Here is a 15,826-nt window from a genome sequence, read left to right on the forward strand (position 1 = left end):
CCTTTGTTCTTTGAGCGCCACGGTGGTGGTGAGCGAGTGATCCTCGTTCACTTGGATGGACAGGACCCTGAGGCGCGCGAAGATCCGCAGGAGTTTCAGGAGTTGGCTAATTCGGCCGGCGCCGAGACCGTTGCGTTTTTTAACGTGCCGCGTCATCGGCCAACCGCCAAATACCTGATTGGCAGCGGCAAGGTCGAGGAACTGCGCGACCTGGTCCATGCCGAACAGGCCGATCTGGTGATCTTCAATCACATCCTCACGCCCAGTCAGGAGCGTAACCTCGAACGTGTTTTCGAGTGTCGCGTGATCGACCGTACCGGCCTGATTCTCGATATTTTCGCCCAACGCGCGCGTACCCATGAGGGCAAGCTCCAGGTTGAACTGGCCCAGCTTGACCACATGAGCACCCGGCTGGTGCGCGGCTGGACTCACCTTGAGCGTCAGGGTGGCGGTATCGGCATGCGTGGCCCGGGCGAGACCCAGCTGGAAACCGACCGGCGACTGTTGCGGGTTCGCCTGCGTCAGATCAAGGGCCGGCTGGAAAAAGTCCGCAGCCAGCGCGAACAATCGCGACGTGGCCGCAGCCGTGCGGATATCCCGACCGTTTCCCTGGTGGGTTACACCAACGCCGGCAAGTCCACGCTGTTCAACAACTTGACCAAGTCGGACGTGTACGCGGCCGACCAACTGTTCGCGACCCTCGACCCGACCCTGCGTCGCCTGGAACTGGCCGACCTGGGGCCGATCGTGCTGGCCGACACCGTGGGCTTCATTCGGCACTTGCCGCACAAGCTGGTCGAGGCGTTTCGGTCTACGCTCGAAGAGTCGAGCAACTCCGACCTGCTGTTGCACGTGATCGATGCGGCCGAGCCGGATCGCATGTTGCAGATTGAACAGGTGATGGTGGTGCTGGGCGAGATTGGTGCCCAGGACTTGCCCATCCTCGAGGTCTATAACAAACTCGATTTGCTTGAAGGCGTTGAGCCACAAATTCAGCGCGACGAGGACGGCAAGCCCCAGCGGGTCTGGCTGTCGGCGCGTGATGGCCGGGGCCTGGACTTGCTCGAGCAAGCGATTGCCGAGTTGCTCGGCAACGATTTGTTCGTCGGCACCTTGCGCTTGCCTCAGCGTTTTGCTCGACTGCGTGCACAGTTTTTCGAGCTGGGCGCGGTACAGAAAGAAGAACACGATGAAGATGGCGTCAGCTTGCTGGCCGTTCGATTGCCGCGCTCGGAGCTGAATCGGCTGGTCAGTCGCGAAGGCGTTGTACCGACAGAGTTCATCGAGCAACACACTTTGCAATAAAAGCCTGAGAAAGCGGTTGTGCCGCAGTAGCAGGCATTCTGTAGCATTGGTCGGCGCGCCGTGGGTGCGTCTTTGCTTTATCAGATGGAGAGCGCTATGGCTTGGAATGAGCCGGGTGGCAACTCGAATAATCAGGATCCTTGGGGTGGTAAGCGCCGCAATAATGGCGACCGCAAGGGGCCGCCGGATCTCGACGAGGCCTTCCGAAAGCTGCAGGAAAGCCTGAATGGGTTGTTCGGTGGTGGAAAAAAACGCGGTGGTGACGATGGCGGTCGCACAAGCAAGGGCGGCGGCTATGGCCTGCTGGGCCTTGGGCTTGTCGTGCTCGCGGCCGTGTGGCTGTACAGCGCGGTCTACGTGGTGGACGAGCAGGAGCAAGCCGTGGTGCTGCGCTTCGGCAAATACTACGAGACTGTCGGCCCGGGCCTGAACATCTACTTCCCGCCGATCGACAAGAAGTACATGGAGAACGTCACGCGTGAGCGTGCCTACACCAAGCAGGGCCAGATGCTGACCGAAGACGAGAACATCGTCGAAGTGCCGCTGACCGTGCAGTACAAGATCAGCAACCTGCAGGACTTCGTGCTGAACGTCGATCAACCTGAGATCAGTCTGCAGCAGGCGACTGAGAGCGCCCTGCGCCACGTGGTGGGTTCCACCGCGATGGATCAGGTGCTCACCGAGGGTCGTGAATTGATGGCCAGCGAGATCAAGGAGCGCCTGCAACGGTTCCTCGACACCTATCGCACCGGTATCACCGTCACCCAGGTCAACATACAGAGCGCAGCGGCACCGCGTGAAGTGCAGGAAGCCTTCGATGACGTGATCCGCGCCCGTGAAGACGAGCAGCGTTCGCGCAACCAGGCTGAAACCTACGCCAACGGCGTCGTGCCGGAAGCCCGTGGTCAGGCCCAGCGCATCCTTGAAGATGCCAACGGTTACCGCGATGAAGTGGTCTCCCGCGCCAAGGGTGAGGCGGATCGCTTTACCAAGCTGGTCGCCGAGTACCGCAAGGCACCGGAAGTCACGCGTGAACGTCTGTACCTGGACACCATGCAGGAAGTCTTCAGCAATACCAGCAAGGTTCTCGTGACCGGCGGCAAGGGTGGGCAGAACAACCTGCTGTACCTGCCGTTGGACAAGATGATCGAAGGTGGACGTAGTGGCGCCAGCGCACCGGCCACCGGTTCGAATGCCGCTGCCAACGAAGCGAGCGCCCGTGCGGCTGCTGACTTGCTGCAACAGCAAACACGTACCAGGGAGAGTCGTTGATGAACAATAAATCGCTGACCGCCCTGATTGTGGGCGTCGTCGTGGTCATCGCTGCCTGGAACTGCTTCTACATCGTCGCTCAGACCGAGCGTGCGGTGCTGCTGCAATTCGGTCGCGTGGTCCAGGCAGACGTCCAGCCGGGCCTGCATGTGAAAGTCCCCTACGTCAACCAGGTGCGCAAGTTCGACGCGCGCCTGATGACCCTGGATGCACCGACACAGCGTTTCCTGACCCTGGAAAAGAAAGCCGTGATGGTTGACGCCTACGCCAAGTGGCGCGTCAAGGATGCCGAGCGCTTCTACACCGCGACCTCCGGTCTCAAGCAGATTGCCGACGAGCGTTTGTCGCGTCGTCTGGAATCGGGCCTGCGTGACCAGTTCGGTAAACGCACCCTGCACGAGGTGGTGTCCGGTGAACGTGATGCGCTGATGGCGGATATCACCCGTTCGCTGAATACGATGGCGGAAAAAGAGCTGGGGATCGAAGTTGTCGATGTCCGGGTCAAGGCCATCGATCTGCCGAAGGAAGTGAACCGCAGCGTGTTCGAGCGCATGAGCACCGAGCGTGAGCGTGAAGCGCGTGAGCACCGCGCCAAAGGTAACGAACTGGCCGAGGGTATCCGTGCGGATGCCGACCGTCAGCGTCGCGTACTGCTGGCCGAGGCCTATCGCGAGTCTGAAGAGGCGCGTGGTGACGGTGATGCGCAAGCCGCGTCGATCTACGCCAAAGCCTACGGCCAGGACCAGGAGTTCTACGCGTTCTACCGTAGCCTGCGTGCCTACCGTGAAAGCTTTGCGAACAAAACCGACGTCATGGTGCTGGACCCGAGCAGCGACTTCTTCCGCTACCTGGAAAAGTCCAAGTAACTCATTGTTCACTCCCGTCGGGCGGCTAAAACGCCTGGCGGGGTGATCCTTTGAGAAAACGGGTGTATGATGCGGCAGCCGGGAAATTCCCGGCTTTTTTGCGTCTGCATGTTTGATTCGGCAGGCGCGACAGGTTTTTCGAGGAAAGTGCCCGACGAGGCCGTTTGCAGGCCGTTCGTCACGTCGCTCTTGCGCGTGGTTTATGCCGGGGGCGGGCATTTTCTGCTTCACTCAAGGCTCGGCCGAGGGCTGGCCGCCCGGATCATAGGGGAATGGCGTAATGGCAACGGTAGACCGCTGGCTGCTGCCAGATGGCATCGAAGAAGTACTGCCACCAGAAGCTGCGCGCATTGAAGTAGCGCGTCGCCAGGTGTTGGATCTGTTCCAGAGCTGGGGTTACGAGTTTGTCGTGACCCCGCATATCGAGTACCTGGAATCCCTGCTGACCGGCGCGGGCCAGGACCTCGATCTGCGCACGTTCAAGGTCATTGACCCGCAATCGGGCCGGCAAATGGGGTTCCGTGCCGACATCACGCCGCAAGTGGCGCGCATTGATGCACACACCCTGCGTCGCGAAGGCCCGAGCCGCCTGTGCTATGCCGGCAGCGTGCTGCATGCAAAACCGCGGGCGTTGTCGTCGTCGCGCAGCCCGATCCAGTTGGGCGCCGAGTTGTATGGCGATGCCAGCCCGAGCAGCGACGTGGAAGTCATCAGCCTGATGCTGGCCATGCTGCAACTGGCTGACGTGCCGGATGTCCACATGGATCTGGGCCACGTCGGTATCTACCGTGGCCTGGCGCGTGCGGCCGGTTTGTCCGGTGAAGTGGAGCAACAGTTGTTCGATGCCCTGCAGCGCAAGGCAATCGATGAAGTCGTCGCCTTGACCGAAGGCGTGCCGGCCGAACTGGCTGACATGCTGCGTGCGCTGGTGAACCTGTGCGGCGGCCGCGAAGTCCTGGACGCTGCCCGTGAGCGCCTGGCCAATGCGCCGGCGCCGGTATTGGCGGCACTGGATGACGTGCTGGCGATTGCCGCGCAGTTGTCGGCGCGGTTCCCGCAACTGCCGCTGTATTTCGACCTGGGCGAGTTGCGCGGTTACCACTACCACACCGGTGTGGTGTTCGCTGTGTTTGTGCCGGGTGTTGGCCAGGCCATCGCCCAGGGCGGTCGTTATGACGATATCGGCGCCGACTTCGGTCGTGCGCGTCCGGCCACCGGTTTTTCCACCGATTTGAAAACCCTGGTGACCCTGGGGCGTGCTGAGGTCGAGCTGCCGTCTGGTGGCATCTGGATGCCCGACAGTACGGACGCAGCACTCTGGCAGCAGGTTTGTCAGTTGCGCGGTGAGGGTCAGCGTGTCGTCCAGGCGTTGCCTGGGCAGCCATTGGCCGCCGCCCGTGAAGCGGACTGCGACCGGCAATTGATTCTGCAGAACGGGCTTTGGCAAGTATCGCCACTGGCTTCTTGAGTTTTCCTGCCGGCCATCGCCGGCACCAAGTTTGCGCGAATGAGGACAAGTGTTATGGGTAAGAATGTCGTAGTCCTGGGCACCCAATGGGGTGATGAGGGCAAAGGCAAGATCGTTGATCTGCTGACCGAACATGCTGCCGCCGTAGTGCGCTACCAAGGTGGCCACAACGCTGGCCACACCCTGGTCATCGATGGCGAAAAAACCGTCTTGCACCTGATCCCGTCGGGCGTCCTGCGCGAAGGCGTGCAGTGCCTGATCGGCAACGGCGTGGTGGTTGCACCCGACGCCCTGATGCGGGAAATCACCAAGCTGGAAGAGAAAGGCGTACCGGTGCGCGAGCGCCTGCGTATCAGCCCGGCCTGCCCGCTGATCCTGTCCTTCCACGTCGCGCTGGACCAGGCCCGTGAAAAGGCCCGTGGCGAGCTGAAGATCGGTACTACCGGTCGCGGTATCGGCCCAGCCTACGAAGACAAGGTTGCGCGTCGTGGCCTGCGTGTTGGCGACCTGCTCAACATGCCGCGCTTTGAAGACAAACTGCGTGAACTGGTGGATTACCACAACTTCATGCTGGTGGGTTACTACAAAGAGCCAGCCATCGAATTCGACAAAACCCTGGCCGAATGCAAGGAATACGCTGAGCTGCTCAAGCCGCTGATGCTGGACGTGACGGCCGAGCTGCACGACCTGCGTCGCGCTGGCAAAGACATCATGTTCGAGGGCGCCCAAGGTTCGTTGCTGGACATCGACCACGGTACCTACCCCTACGTGACCAGCTCTAACACCACCGCTGGTGGCGTCGCTACCGGTTCGGGTGTTGGCCCGATGTTCCTGGACTACATCCTGGGCATCACCAAGGCTTACACCACGCGGGTCGGTTCGGGTCCATTCCCGACTGAACTGTTCGACGAAGTGGGCGCGCACCTGGCTAAACAAGGTCACGAGTTTGGCGCGACTACTGGCCGTGCTCGTCGTTGTGGCTGGTTCGATGCCGTTATCCTGCGTCGCGCTATCGATGTGAACAGCATCTCGGGTATCTGCCTGACCAAGCTGGACGTACTCGACGGTCTGGAAACCATCAACATCTGTGTCGGCTACAAAGATGCAGAAGGTAAGGTCGTTGCCCCGACTGACGCTGACAGCTACGTGGGTCTGCAGCCGGTGTACGAAGAAGTGCCGGGCTGGGTCGAATCGACTGTGGGTGCCAAGACCCTGGAAGAGCTGCCCGCCAACGCTCGTGCGTACATCAAGCGCGTTGAAGAGCTGATCGGCGCACCGATCGACATTATTTCGACGGGCCCGGACCGCAACGAGACCATCGTTCTGCGTCACCCGTTCGCTTAATAAGCTGTTGATGTAAAACGCAAAGGGCTCCTCAGGGAGCCCTTTGTCGTTTAAGTTCGCCAAGCGGCACGACCCTTGCTGTGTTTCCTTCTTTCGCGGTGCTATCAAATTAATGGCACCCGTGGTGGAGGGATTCCCGATGTCTGCCGTTCTCTCATTGTTACAAAGTCGTCTGTTGCGGCCGGTGTTCGTTACCCTAGGTATCGCTCTTTTGGTGCAAGTGCTGGTGGCGGTCGCTCTTACTCGGAGCACAGTCACGGCGCTGGAAGCTGATTTGGGCAATCGCCTGGGGGTCGACAGTCAGAAACTGTCCGGCGAATTGGCCCAGGCCGGCAAGGAAGTCACATCCAGCCTGGACAGCTTGTCCAGCAGTACCCGTCAGCGTCTGACCGTCGGGCTTTCCACGCGCCTGCAGGAAGAGCAGAAGCAACTGCGTGCGACCCTGGAAAAAGACCTGCAGGACTCCGCTAACGACATGGCGCAACTGCTGGCCTCCGTGGCGCCTCGCGCCATGTGGGACAACGATGTGCCGACGCTGTCGGAGTTCGCCCGACGGGCCCAGCGCAATCCCAACGTGTTGTTCGTGGTTTACGACGACGCCGCCGGTGAGCATCTGACCCGCTATCTGAACCGGGAAAACCCGATCAACCAGGCGCTGCTGGAAAAGGGCAAGGGCGACCGCGCCCTGGATAAAGTGCTGGACGCCGCCAAGGCGGACCCTTCCGTGTACTACGTCGAAGCGTCCATCAGCCCCAACGGTGTCGAGATCGGTAAGGTTCGCATGGGGGTCTCGACCGCATCGGTGGAAGCCAACCTGCAGGCGCTGGATAAGCGCTTTGCGACACTGATCGCCAGCGGCGATCAGTTGGTGGGCGATAGCCTCAAAGGTGCGGCGGCCGATAGCGCGGCCGCCATGGGCGCAAGGCTGCAGTCGGCGCAGGCGACCGCTACCCAGATGACCGCCAACACCACCAATGCCGTGCAGGACGCGGCGGGCACCTTGCGCTGGCGCATTGGCATGGGGCTCGCGGCGGTCGGCTTCGGTGTGCTGCTGCTGATCGCGGTGGTGCTCGGGCGGCGGGTGGTCAATCGCCTGAAACTGTTGATCGCGGCCATGGATGATCTGGCGGCGGGCGAGGGCGACCTGACCAAGCGTGTGCAGATCAACAGCAAAGATGAGATCGGCGACATGGCGTCGGCGGTCAATCGCTTTGTGGATAAGTTGCAGCCCATCGTGCGCGAGGCCGGCGATGTGGCGCAGCGTACCGGTGTGGAAATCGGCGCGATGACCTTGCGCAATGCCGGCGCCGACGCGGCTGCCGGTTTGCAGCGCGACGAAGTGGCCGAGAGCCTGCGCGCGTTGTCGCAGATGGCGGATGAGGCGCAGGCCGAAAGCCATGCGATGCAGGCCGCGCTGCAGCAGGTGGTGGATATACGCCAGGCCACGGATGAAAACTCACGCACTTCGGCTGAAGTCGGCAGCTTGATCGAAGCGCTGGCGGGCCAGGTGCAGGCCGGTTCCAAGGTCATCGAGCGCCTCGCCGCGCAAAGCGAGCAGATCGAAGTGGTATTGACGGTGATCCATGGCATCGCCGAGCAGACCAACCTGCTGGCGCTCAACGCGGCCATCGAAGCGGCGCGTGCCGGTGAGACCGGGCGTGGCTTTGCGGTGGTGGCGGACGAGGTGCGTGCGCTGGCGAGTAAAACCCAAAGCTCCACCGGCGATATCCAGGCACATATCGTGGCGTTGCAGCAGGGCGCGCGCGAGGCGGTCGAAACCATTGGCAAGGCCGGGCGCCAGGCCAACGAAGGCTTGCTGGTGCTGCGCGACAGTGTGCGCTTGCAGCAGACGGTGCAGGCCTCGGTGGAGCAGGTACATGCGGCGATTGGCCTGGCCACTCGTGCGGCCGAGCATCAGGCCCAGGGCGCGCATGCGGTGCGTGGGCGGGTCGAGGTGATCCATGCCCAGGCCGAGCGTGCCGCACAGGCTGTGGTGGAAACCACGGCCAGCGGCAAGGTGCTGGATGGCTTGGCGGCGCAGTTGAAGGCGAGCCTGGGGCAGTTCCGGGCTTAGTGTGGTCTGTGCCGTCGCTATCGGGAGCAAGCTCCCTCCCACATTCGACTGCATTCCAAAGCTGGAACCCAGTCAACTGTGGGAGGGGGCTTGCCCCCGATAGCGGTTTCAGCGACTCAGATACATCCGCGTCGTGAGCAAATAAACCGGCAACCCCGACACCAGAATCAACAACGCCGCATACGGCGCCGCCGCCGCGAATTCAATATTCGAGGTGTGCGCCCACACCGCCGTCGCCAGGGTATTCAGCCCGGTCGGGCTGAGCAGTAATGTCGCGGTCAATTCCTTCATCGCATCGAGAAACACCAGCGCGAATGCCGCCCCCAAAGCCGGGAAAATAATCGGCAGGGTCACTCGGCAAAAGGCACTGAACGACGACGCACCCAGCGTGCGTGCCGCATCTTCCAACTGCGGTGCCGCCTTGTTCAAGGCTGTCCGGATCGGCGCCTGGGCCAGCGGCAGAAACAGCAGCGCATAGGCAATCAGCAGCAGTGCCGACGTCTGGTACAGCGCCGGCACGTAGTGCAAGGCGAAGTACACCAGCGTCAGCGCAATCACCAGGCCGGGCAGGGCGTGCAGCAAGTACGGCAGGCGCTCGGCCCAGAGCGCCAGCGGGCCTTTGTAGCGCACCACCAGCAACCCCACCGGCACCGCGAGTGCCAGGCACAGTGCCGCACCGCCCAGCGACAGCGCCAGGGAGGACAGCAGCGCCTCACCAATCTCGGCCACCGGGAACGCGGCCGACGAGCCCACCGCCAGCCAATAGCCGAGCATCCCCAGCGGAATGCCGCTGCCGATGATCGCCAGCGCCAGGCAATACAGCTGCCCCAATGGCGCCCACTTGCCCAGTCGGATCTGTTCCGCATGCCGCGCCGCGCCCTGGCCGATCCGCACATGTCGGCCCTTGCCGCGCACGCGCAGTTCCAGCCACAGCAGTGTCAGGCACATTGCCAGCAACACCGCCGACAGCATCGCTGCATTGGCGTTGCTGAATTCCAGTTCGAATTGCTGATAGATCGCTGTAGTAAAGGTCTGCAGGCCGATGATCGACAGCGCGCCGAATTCCACCAGCATATGCAGCGCGATCAACAATGCCCCGGCCAACAGCGACGGCCACAGCAAGGGCAGGGTGATGCGCCGGAACACGCCCCAGCGATTCAGCCCCAGGGTGCGCGCGGACTCTTCGAGGGAGGGGTCGAGATTGCGCAGGGTCGCCGCCACCGGCAGAAACACCAGCGGGTATTTCGACAGGGTCATCACCAGGATCGCCCCGCCGAGCCCTTCGAAGTTAGCGCTCAGCGACACCCAGGTGAAGCTGCTGACAAACGCCGGCACCGCAAACGGCAGGCACAGGATCACGCCCCAGAGACGGCGCCCCGCCAGGTTGCTGCGCTCCAGCAGCCAGGCGAGAGATAGGCCGATCACGCCGCACGCCAGCGTCACCCCGACCATCAGCGCCAGGGTGTTGCGCAGCAGCCCGAACACATACGGGCGCCACAGCAGATGCACGGCCTCCGCCCAGCCCGCTTGCCAGGCCTTGAGCCCGACATACGCCAGCGGCAACAGGCTCAAGCCCACCAGGAGCAGCACAGGCAGCAACAGCCAGATCGACGGGCGCTTGCGTCGCGGGCTGTAGCCCCCGCGCAGGGCGGGAGCGCGGAGCGATGGGTTCATCAGTTCAGGCCAACGTCACGTTCCAGGTCCAGGGCTTCTTGCGCGTTGCCCAGGTCGGCGGGGGTGACTTTCGGCGGTTGCAGCTCGCTGAACGGCTTCAGGCCGCGACTGGACTCCATGCCCTTGCGCAGCGGATATTCGGCCGAGGTGTTGGTGATTACGCGCTGGCCTTCTTCGCTGACCATGAACGCCAGCAGTTGCTGGGCTTCTTGCGGGTGCTTGCTGGATTTCAGTGCGGCAGCGGAAGACACGGTGATCAGGCCGCCGGCATCGCCGTTGGTGAAGTAGTGCAGTTGCGAGTCCAGGTTGGTTTTTTCCTTCTTCAGGGCAAACCAGTAGTAGTTGTTCACCAGCACGCTGGCGACTTCGCCGTTTTCCACGGCTTTGAGGGCGACCATATTGTTGCTGTACACCTTGCCGAAGGCGCGCAGGCCGGTCAGCCATTCTTCGGCGGCTTCGCGACCGTGCAGCTTGATGATCGCCACGGCTTGCTCCTGGAACGCGCCGCTGGTGGGCACGAAGCCGACCTTGCCTTGCCATTCGGGGCGGGCGAAATCCAGGACCGACTTGGGCAGGTCTTTCTCGGCGATCAGTTTCGGGTTGAAGGCCACGACGCGGGTGCGTGCGGTCACGCCCATCCAGTCGCCCTGGCTGCCGATGTAATCCTTGGGCAATACCTCAAGGGTGCCAGCGTCGATTTTCGCCAGCAGGCCTTGCTCGCCGAGTTTGTTCAACGGCGGCGATTCTTCGGTGTAGATCACATCGGCCGGGGAGCGCGCGCCTTCTTCGACGACCTGGCTGGCCAGCTGGTTGCTGCTGCCTTTGCGCACGTTGACGTGAATGCCGGTCTTGGCTTCGAAGGCTTTGGCGAGTTCATCGCCGACTTCTTTGTGTTGGCCGTTGTACAGGGTCAGGGCAACCTTGTCGGCGCAATAGGCGGTGGGCGAGAGCAGGGTCAGGCCGAGCAGAGTGAGGCTAAGGCCACGCAGAAGGGATGTCTTGAGATGGGTGCCACGGATCATCATCCGGAAGTTTCCTCGCTTGAGTGCAACAAATCGTTGCAAGGATAAACGATAAAGCTTCTCAAGTGCGGATGAAGGAGAAATCCATGGGGCGGTTTTCACACCCCGGAAACGAAAAAACCCGCTTTCGCGGGTTTGATCTGAATTTGGTGCCCAGGAGAAGACTCGAACTTCCACGACCTTGCGATCACCAGCACCTGAAGCTGGCGTGTCTACCAATTTCACCACCTGGGCATTATCAAGCAACGTTGCCGCTGTTGATGGAGCGAACTATACGGAGCGCTTTTTGATCTGTAAACCCCTGATTCGAAAATATAAATCAGTTTTTCGTTAAGAATCAAAGGACTGTAACGCAAAAACCCGCTTTCGCGGGTTTCTGGATAACTCAAGGCTGACCTCGAGTTTTGAATTGGTGCCCAGAAGAAGACTCGAACTTCCACGACCTTGCGGTCACCAGCACCTGAAGCTGGCGTGTCTACCAATTTCACCATCTGGGCAGTATCTTCAACGTTGCCGTCGTCGATGGCGCGCACTATACGGAGTGGCTTTTGAACTGTAAACCCCTGCCATGAAAAAAGCCTGGAAAATTTCGCCAATGGTCGTACAAGGTGCGTGTTGGGGGTCACAAAGTGCTTTAAAACGCTTGTTGACGCCTGAAATTTCCCGTTTCAATACGCGTATGCCAAACTAACCCGCATATAGACAAGGTGAAAACTCTCTAATGGCCGATTGGCAGTCCCTCGATCCCGAGGCCGCTCGTGAAGCGGAAAAATATGAAAACCCTATTCCTAGCCGCGAACTGATCCTGGCGCATCTCGCCGATCGTGGTTCGCCTGCTAGCCGCGAGCAGCTGGTTGAAGAATTCGGTCTGACCACCGAAGACCAGCTCGAAGCCCTGCGCCGCCGTCTGCGTGCCATGGAGCGCGATGCTCAGTTGATCTACACCCGCCGTGGCACCTATGCGCCCGTGGACAAGCTCGACCTGATCCTGGGTCGCATTGCTGGCCACCGTGACGGCTTTGGCTTCCTGATCCCGGATGACGGCAGCGACGACCTGTTCATGAGCCCGGCGCAAATGCGCCTGGTGTTCGATGGCGACCGTGCGCTGGCGCGCGTGTCGGGCCTGGACCGTCGCGGCCGCCGTGAAGGCGTGATCGTCGAAGTGGTGTCCCGTGCCCATGAGTCCATCGTCGGGCGTTACTTCGAAGAAGGCGGCATCGGCTTCGTCATTCCGGACAACCCGAAGGTCCAGCAGGAAGTGCTGGTGACCCCGGGCCGCAATGGCGCGGCCAAGGTCGGTCAGTTCGTGGAGGTGAAAATCACCCACTGGCCGACCCCGCGCTTCCAGCCTCAGGGCGATATCATCGAAGTGGTCGGCAACTACATGGCGCCGGGCATGGAAATCGACGTCGCGCTGCGCACCTACGATATTCCTCACGTCTGGCCCGAAGCCGTGCTCAAGGAAGCCGCCAAGCTCAAGCCGGAAGTCGAAGAGAAGGACAAGGAAAAGCGCATCGACCTGCGCCATCTGCCGTTCGTCACCATCGACGGCGAAGACGCCCGCGACTTCGACGATGCGGTGTATTGCGAAGCCAAGCCTGGCAAGTTGCGCCTGTTCTCCGGCGGCTGGAAGTTGTACGTGGCGATTGCCGACGTCTCCAGCTACGTGAAGATCGGTTCGGCGCTGGATAACGAAGCCCAGGTGCGCGGCAACTCCGTGTATTTCCCTGAGCGCGTGATCCCGATGCTGCCTGAGCAGTTGTCCAACGGCCTGTGCTCGCTGAACCCTAAAGTCGACCGTTTGGCCATGGTGTGCGAGATGACCCTCTCGAAAACCGGCGAAATGACCGACTACCAGTTCTACGAAGCGGTGATCCACTCCCAGGCGCGCCTGACCTACAACAAGGTCAGCACCATCCTGGAAACGCCGAAGACCAGCGAAGCCAAGGCCCTGCGTACCGAGTACGCCGGTGTGGTGCCGCATCTCAAGCAGCTGTATGCGCTGTACAAGGTGCTGCTGGGCGCACGTCATGTGCGTGGCGCGATCGATTTTGAAACCCAGGAAACCCGGATCATCTTCGGTTCCGAGCGCAAGATCGCCGAGATCACCCCGACCACCCGCAACGACGCGCACAAGCTGATCGAGGAATGCATGCTGGCGGCCAACGTGGCCACCGCTGAATTCCTGAAGAAGCACGAAATTCCTGCGTTGTACCGGGTACACGACGGCCCGCCGCCGGAGCGTCTGGAAAAACTGCGCGCCTTCCTCGGCGAGCTCGGCCTGTCCCTGCATAAAGGCAAGGACGGCCCGTCGCCGAAGGATTACCAGGCACTGCTGGCCAGCATCAAGGACCGTCCGGATTTCCACCTGATCCAGACCGTGATGCTGCGTTCGCTGAGCCAGGCGGTGTACAGCGCCGACAATCAGGGCCACTTCGGCCTGAATTACGAGGCGTACACCCACTTCACCTCGCCGATCCGTCGTTACCCGGACTTGCTCACGCACCGCGCGATCCGCAGCGTGATCCACTCCAAGCAGGACACCCCGCACGTCAAGCGCGCCGGTGCCATGACCATTCCGAAGGCGCGGATCTATCCTTACGACGAAGCGGCCCTGGAACAGCTCGGCGAGCAGTGCTCCATGAGCGAGCGCCGTGCCGACGAAGCCACCCGCGACGTCGTGAACTGGCTCAAGTGCGAGTTCATGAAGGACCGCGTGGGCGAGTCGTTCCCTGGCGTGATCACGGCCGTGACCGGCTTTGGTCTGTTTGTCGAGCTGACCGATATCTACGTCGAGGGCCTGGTGCATGTCACCGCCTTGCCGGGTGACTACTACCACTTCGATCCTGTGCATCACCGCCTGGCGGGCGAGCGTACCGGTCGCAGTTTCCGCCTGGGCGACACGGTCGAAGTGCGCGTCATGCGCGTCGACCTGGACGAACGCAAGATCGACTTCGAGATGGCTGAAAAAACCATCGCCGCGCCGATCGGCCGTAAAAAACGTGGCAGCGAAACCGCCGCGCCGGCCACCCAAGGCAAGGGCGCTCCTGCGAAAGCAGCGGTTGCCGAGCCTGCGCCGGCCAAGGCCAGTCGTCGTCCGGCGGCCAAGGACAAGGTTCCCGAGGCCTACCGCCCAAGCGATGCAGCGGCGAAAAACGCCGAACTGCGCAGAAGCCGTGAGTTGAAGCAGCAGTTGCTCAACGAAGCCAAAAGCGGTGGTAAAGCGGCGTCTGGGGGAAAGCCCCACACGGCGGAAAAGCCGTCGAGCAAGCCCAGTAAACACCGTAAAGGCCCGCCAAAAGCGGGTTCGGCCCCCGCGAAAAGCGGCGGGTCGCGTAAACCTAAGGCCAAGTCATGAGTCTGGAAAAAATCTACGGCGTCCACGCCGTAGAAGCACTGCTGCGTCATCACCCTAAGCGCGTCAAACAGGTTTGGCTGGCGGAAGGTCGCAGCGAGCCGCGCGTGCAGGCGCTGGTCGAGCTGGCCAACGAAAACCGCGTGGCGATCGGCCAGGCCGAGCGTCGCGAAATGGACGTGTGGGTTGAAGGCGTCCACCAAGGCGTCGTCGCGGATGTCAGCCCGAGCCAGGTATGGGGCGAGGCGATGCTCGACGAGCTGCTCGACCGCACCGAAGGCGCACCGCTGTTGCTGGTGTTGGACGGCGTGACCGACCCGCACAACCTCGGCGCCTGCCTGCGTTCTGCGGATGCTGCCGGTGCGCTGGCGGTGATCGTGCCCAAGGACAAGTCGGCCACGTTGACGCCAGTTGTGCGTAAAGTCGCATGCGGCGCGGCGGAAGTGATTCCGTTGGTGGCCGTGACCAACCTCGCGCGCACCCTGGAGAAACTCCAGCAGCGCGGCCTGTGGGTCGTGGGCACGGCGGGGGAGGCCGAGGTCAGCATTTATGACCAGGACCTCACTGGCCCGACCATCCTGATCATGGGCGCCGAAGGCAAGGGCATGCGTCGCCTGACTCGCGAGCATTGCGATTACCTGGTTCATCTGCCGATGGCTGGCAGCGTCAGCAGTCTCAACGTGTCGGTCGCTACCGGCGTGTGCCTGTTCGAAGCCCAGCGCCAGCGCGGTGCGAAGGCCAAGACCAAGAAGTAATGTCGGGCCTGGCATAGATGCAAAATGTGGGAGGGGGCAAGCCCTCTCCCACTTTTGTTTTGTGGTGCCTGGAAGATTGTTCAAATAATCACCAATCACCTTGCGCCCTTCCTCCCCCTTCTCTACAATTGCGCCCCTTGCCTTCCTGGCAGGCACCGATGTGCCTCCCTGCGGCAAGATCCATAAGTGTCATTCACTCCTTGTCTGACCGTTTTTGAGCGGCAGGCTACAACCCGTAAGGAGCATTCATGCGTCATTACGAAATCATCTTTTTGGTCCACCCGGATCAAAGCGAGCAAGTCGGCGGCATGGTAGAGCGTTACACCAAGCTGATCGAAGAAGACGGCGGCAAAATCCACCGTCTGGAAGATTGGGGCCGTCGTCAACTGGCCTACGCAATCAACAATGTTCACAAGGCTCACTACGTGATGCTGAACGTTGAATGCACTGGCAAGGCCCTGGCCGAGCTGGAAGACAACTTCCGCTACAACGATGCTGTGATCCGTAACCTGGTCATCCGTCGCGAAGAAGCCGTTACCGGCCAATCCGAGATGCTCAAGGCTGAAGAAAACCGCAGTGAGCGCCGTGAGCGTCGCGACCGTCCTGAGCACGAAGGCGCTGAAAGCGCTGATAGTGATGACAGCGACAACAGCGATAACGCTGACGAGTAATCCACGGACCTTTTAAGGAG

Annotated in this window: 11 protein-coding genes and 2 tRNA genes; 9 read left to right on the plus strand and 4 right to left on the minus strand. The window is 61.5% G+C overall.

Annotated features, from left to right (window positions below; all coding sequences use genetic code 11):
- The first annotated feature begins 3 nt into the window (after positions 1-3).
- From hflX to C8K66_RS23775, 6 genes are all read left to right on the plus strand, one after another.
- Positions 4-1,305 (plus strand): ribosome rescue GTPase HflX, encoded by a 1,302-nt coding sequence (gene hflX, locus C8K66_RS23750; RefSeq protein ID WP_046384903.1) that lies wholly within the window; start codon positions 4-6, stop codon positions 1,303-1,305.
- 96 nt (positions 1,306-1,401) lie between these two features.
- Positions 1,402-2,577: an FtsH protease activity modulator HflK gene (gene hflK / locus C8K66_RS23755; protein ID WP_017849754.1), complete on the plus strand. Its 1,176-nt coding sequence runs from the start codon at positions 1,402-1,404 to the stop codon at positions 2,575-2,577.
- Complete coding sequence (gene hflC / locus C8K66_RS23760) at positions 2,577-3,443, plus strand: protease modulator HflC (protein WP_046384902.1); 867 nt, start codon at positions 2,577-2,579, stop codon at positions 3,441-3,443. Before hflK ends, hflC begins: the two co-directional genes overlap by 1 nt.
- A 280-nt stretch (positions 3,444-3,723) precedes the next feature.
- Positions 3,724-4,911, plus strand: a complete 1,188-nt coding sequence (locus C8K66_RS23765) for an ATP phosphoribosyltransferase regulatory subunit (protein WP_017849752.1) — start codon at positions 3,724-3,726, stop codon at positions 4,909-4,911.
- A 54-nt stretch (positions 4,912-4,965) separates the two neighbouring features.
- The gene (locus tag C8K66_RS23770; RefSeq protein ID WP_017849751.1) at positions 4,966-6,255 is read left to right on the plus strand and encodes an adenylosuccinate synthase; all 1,290 of its coding nucleotides are present in this window, start codon (positions 4,966-4,968) and stop codon (positions 6,253-6,255) included.
- Between the two features lie 139 nt (positions 6,256-6,394).
- The gene (locus C8K66_RS23775) at positions 6,395-8,329 is read left to right on the plus strand and encodes a methyl-accepting chemotaxis protein (RefSeq protein WP_057003675.1); all 1,935 of its coding nucleotides are present in this window, start codon (positions 6,395-6,397) and stop codon (positions 8,327-8,329) included.
- Between the two features lie 108 nt (positions 8,330-8,437).
- Here C8K66_RS23775 and C8K66_RS23780 read toward each other — a convergent pair whose 3' ends face one another.
- The 4 genes from C8K66_RS23780 to C8K66_RS23795 form a co-directional block, all read right to left on the minus strand.
- Positions 8,438-10,003 carry an iron ABC transporter permease gene (locus C8K66_RS23780; RefSeq protein WP_108526105.1) on the minus strand — a complete coding sequence of 522 codons (1,566 nt, stop codon included), beginning with the start codon at positions 10,001-10,003 and terminating at the stop codon, positions 8,438-8,440.
- Complete coding sequence (locus C8K66_RS23785; protein ID WP_046384898.1) at positions 10,003-11,028, minus strand: extracellular solute-binding protein; 1,026 nt, start codon at positions 11,026-11,028, stop codon at positions 10,003-10,005. Before C8K66_RS23785 ends, C8K66_RS23780 begins: the two co-directional genes overlap by 1 nt.
- 144 nt (positions 11,029-11,172) lie before the next feature.
- Positions 11,173-11,259: transfer RNA gene (locus C8K66_RS23790), tRNA-Leu, on the minus strand.
- A 176-nt stretch (positions 11,260-11,435) separates the two neighbouring features.
- A tRNA-Leu gene (locus C8K66_RS23795) sits at positions 11,436-11,522 on the minus strand.
- 224 nt (positions 11,523-11,746) lie between these two features.
- Between C8K66_RS23795 and rnr the strand changes: the two genes are divergently transcribed.
- The 3 genes from rnr to rpsF all read left to right on the plus strand — a co-directional run bounded on the left by rnr (position 11,747) and on the right by rpsF (position 15,806).
- The gene (rnr, locus tag C8K66_RS23800) at positions 11,747-14,383 is read left to right on the plus strand and encodes a ribonuclease R (protein ID WP_046384897.1); all 2,637 of its coding nucleotides are present in this window, start codon (positions 11,747-11,749) and stop codon (positions 14,381-14,383) included.
- Positions 14,380-15,135: a 23S rRNA (guanosine(2251)-2'-O)-methyltransferase RlmB gene (gene rlmB, locus C8K66_RS23805; protein WP_046384896.1), complete on the plus strand. Its 756-nt coding sequence runs from the start codon at positions 14,380-14,382 to the stop codon at positions 15,133-15,135. Before rnr ends, rlmB begins: the two co-directional genes overlap by 4 nt.
- A 248-nt stretch (positions 15,136-15,383) precedes the next feature.
- Positions 15,384-15,806, plus strand: a complete 423-nt coding sequence (gene rpsF / locus C8K66_RS23810; protein ID WP_003217491.1) for a 30S ribosomal protein S6 — start codon at positions 15,384-15,386, stop codon at positions 15,804-15,806.
- Positions 15,807-15,826 lie beyond the last annotated feature (20 nt).

Origin of the sequence: Pseudomonas sp. GV105 (genome assembly GCF_003058185.1) — a bacterium.
Taxonomy (GTDB): domain Bacteria; phylum Pseudomonadota; class Gammaproteobacteria; order Pseudomonadales; family Pseudomonadaceae; genus Aquipseudomonas; species Aquipseudomonas veronii.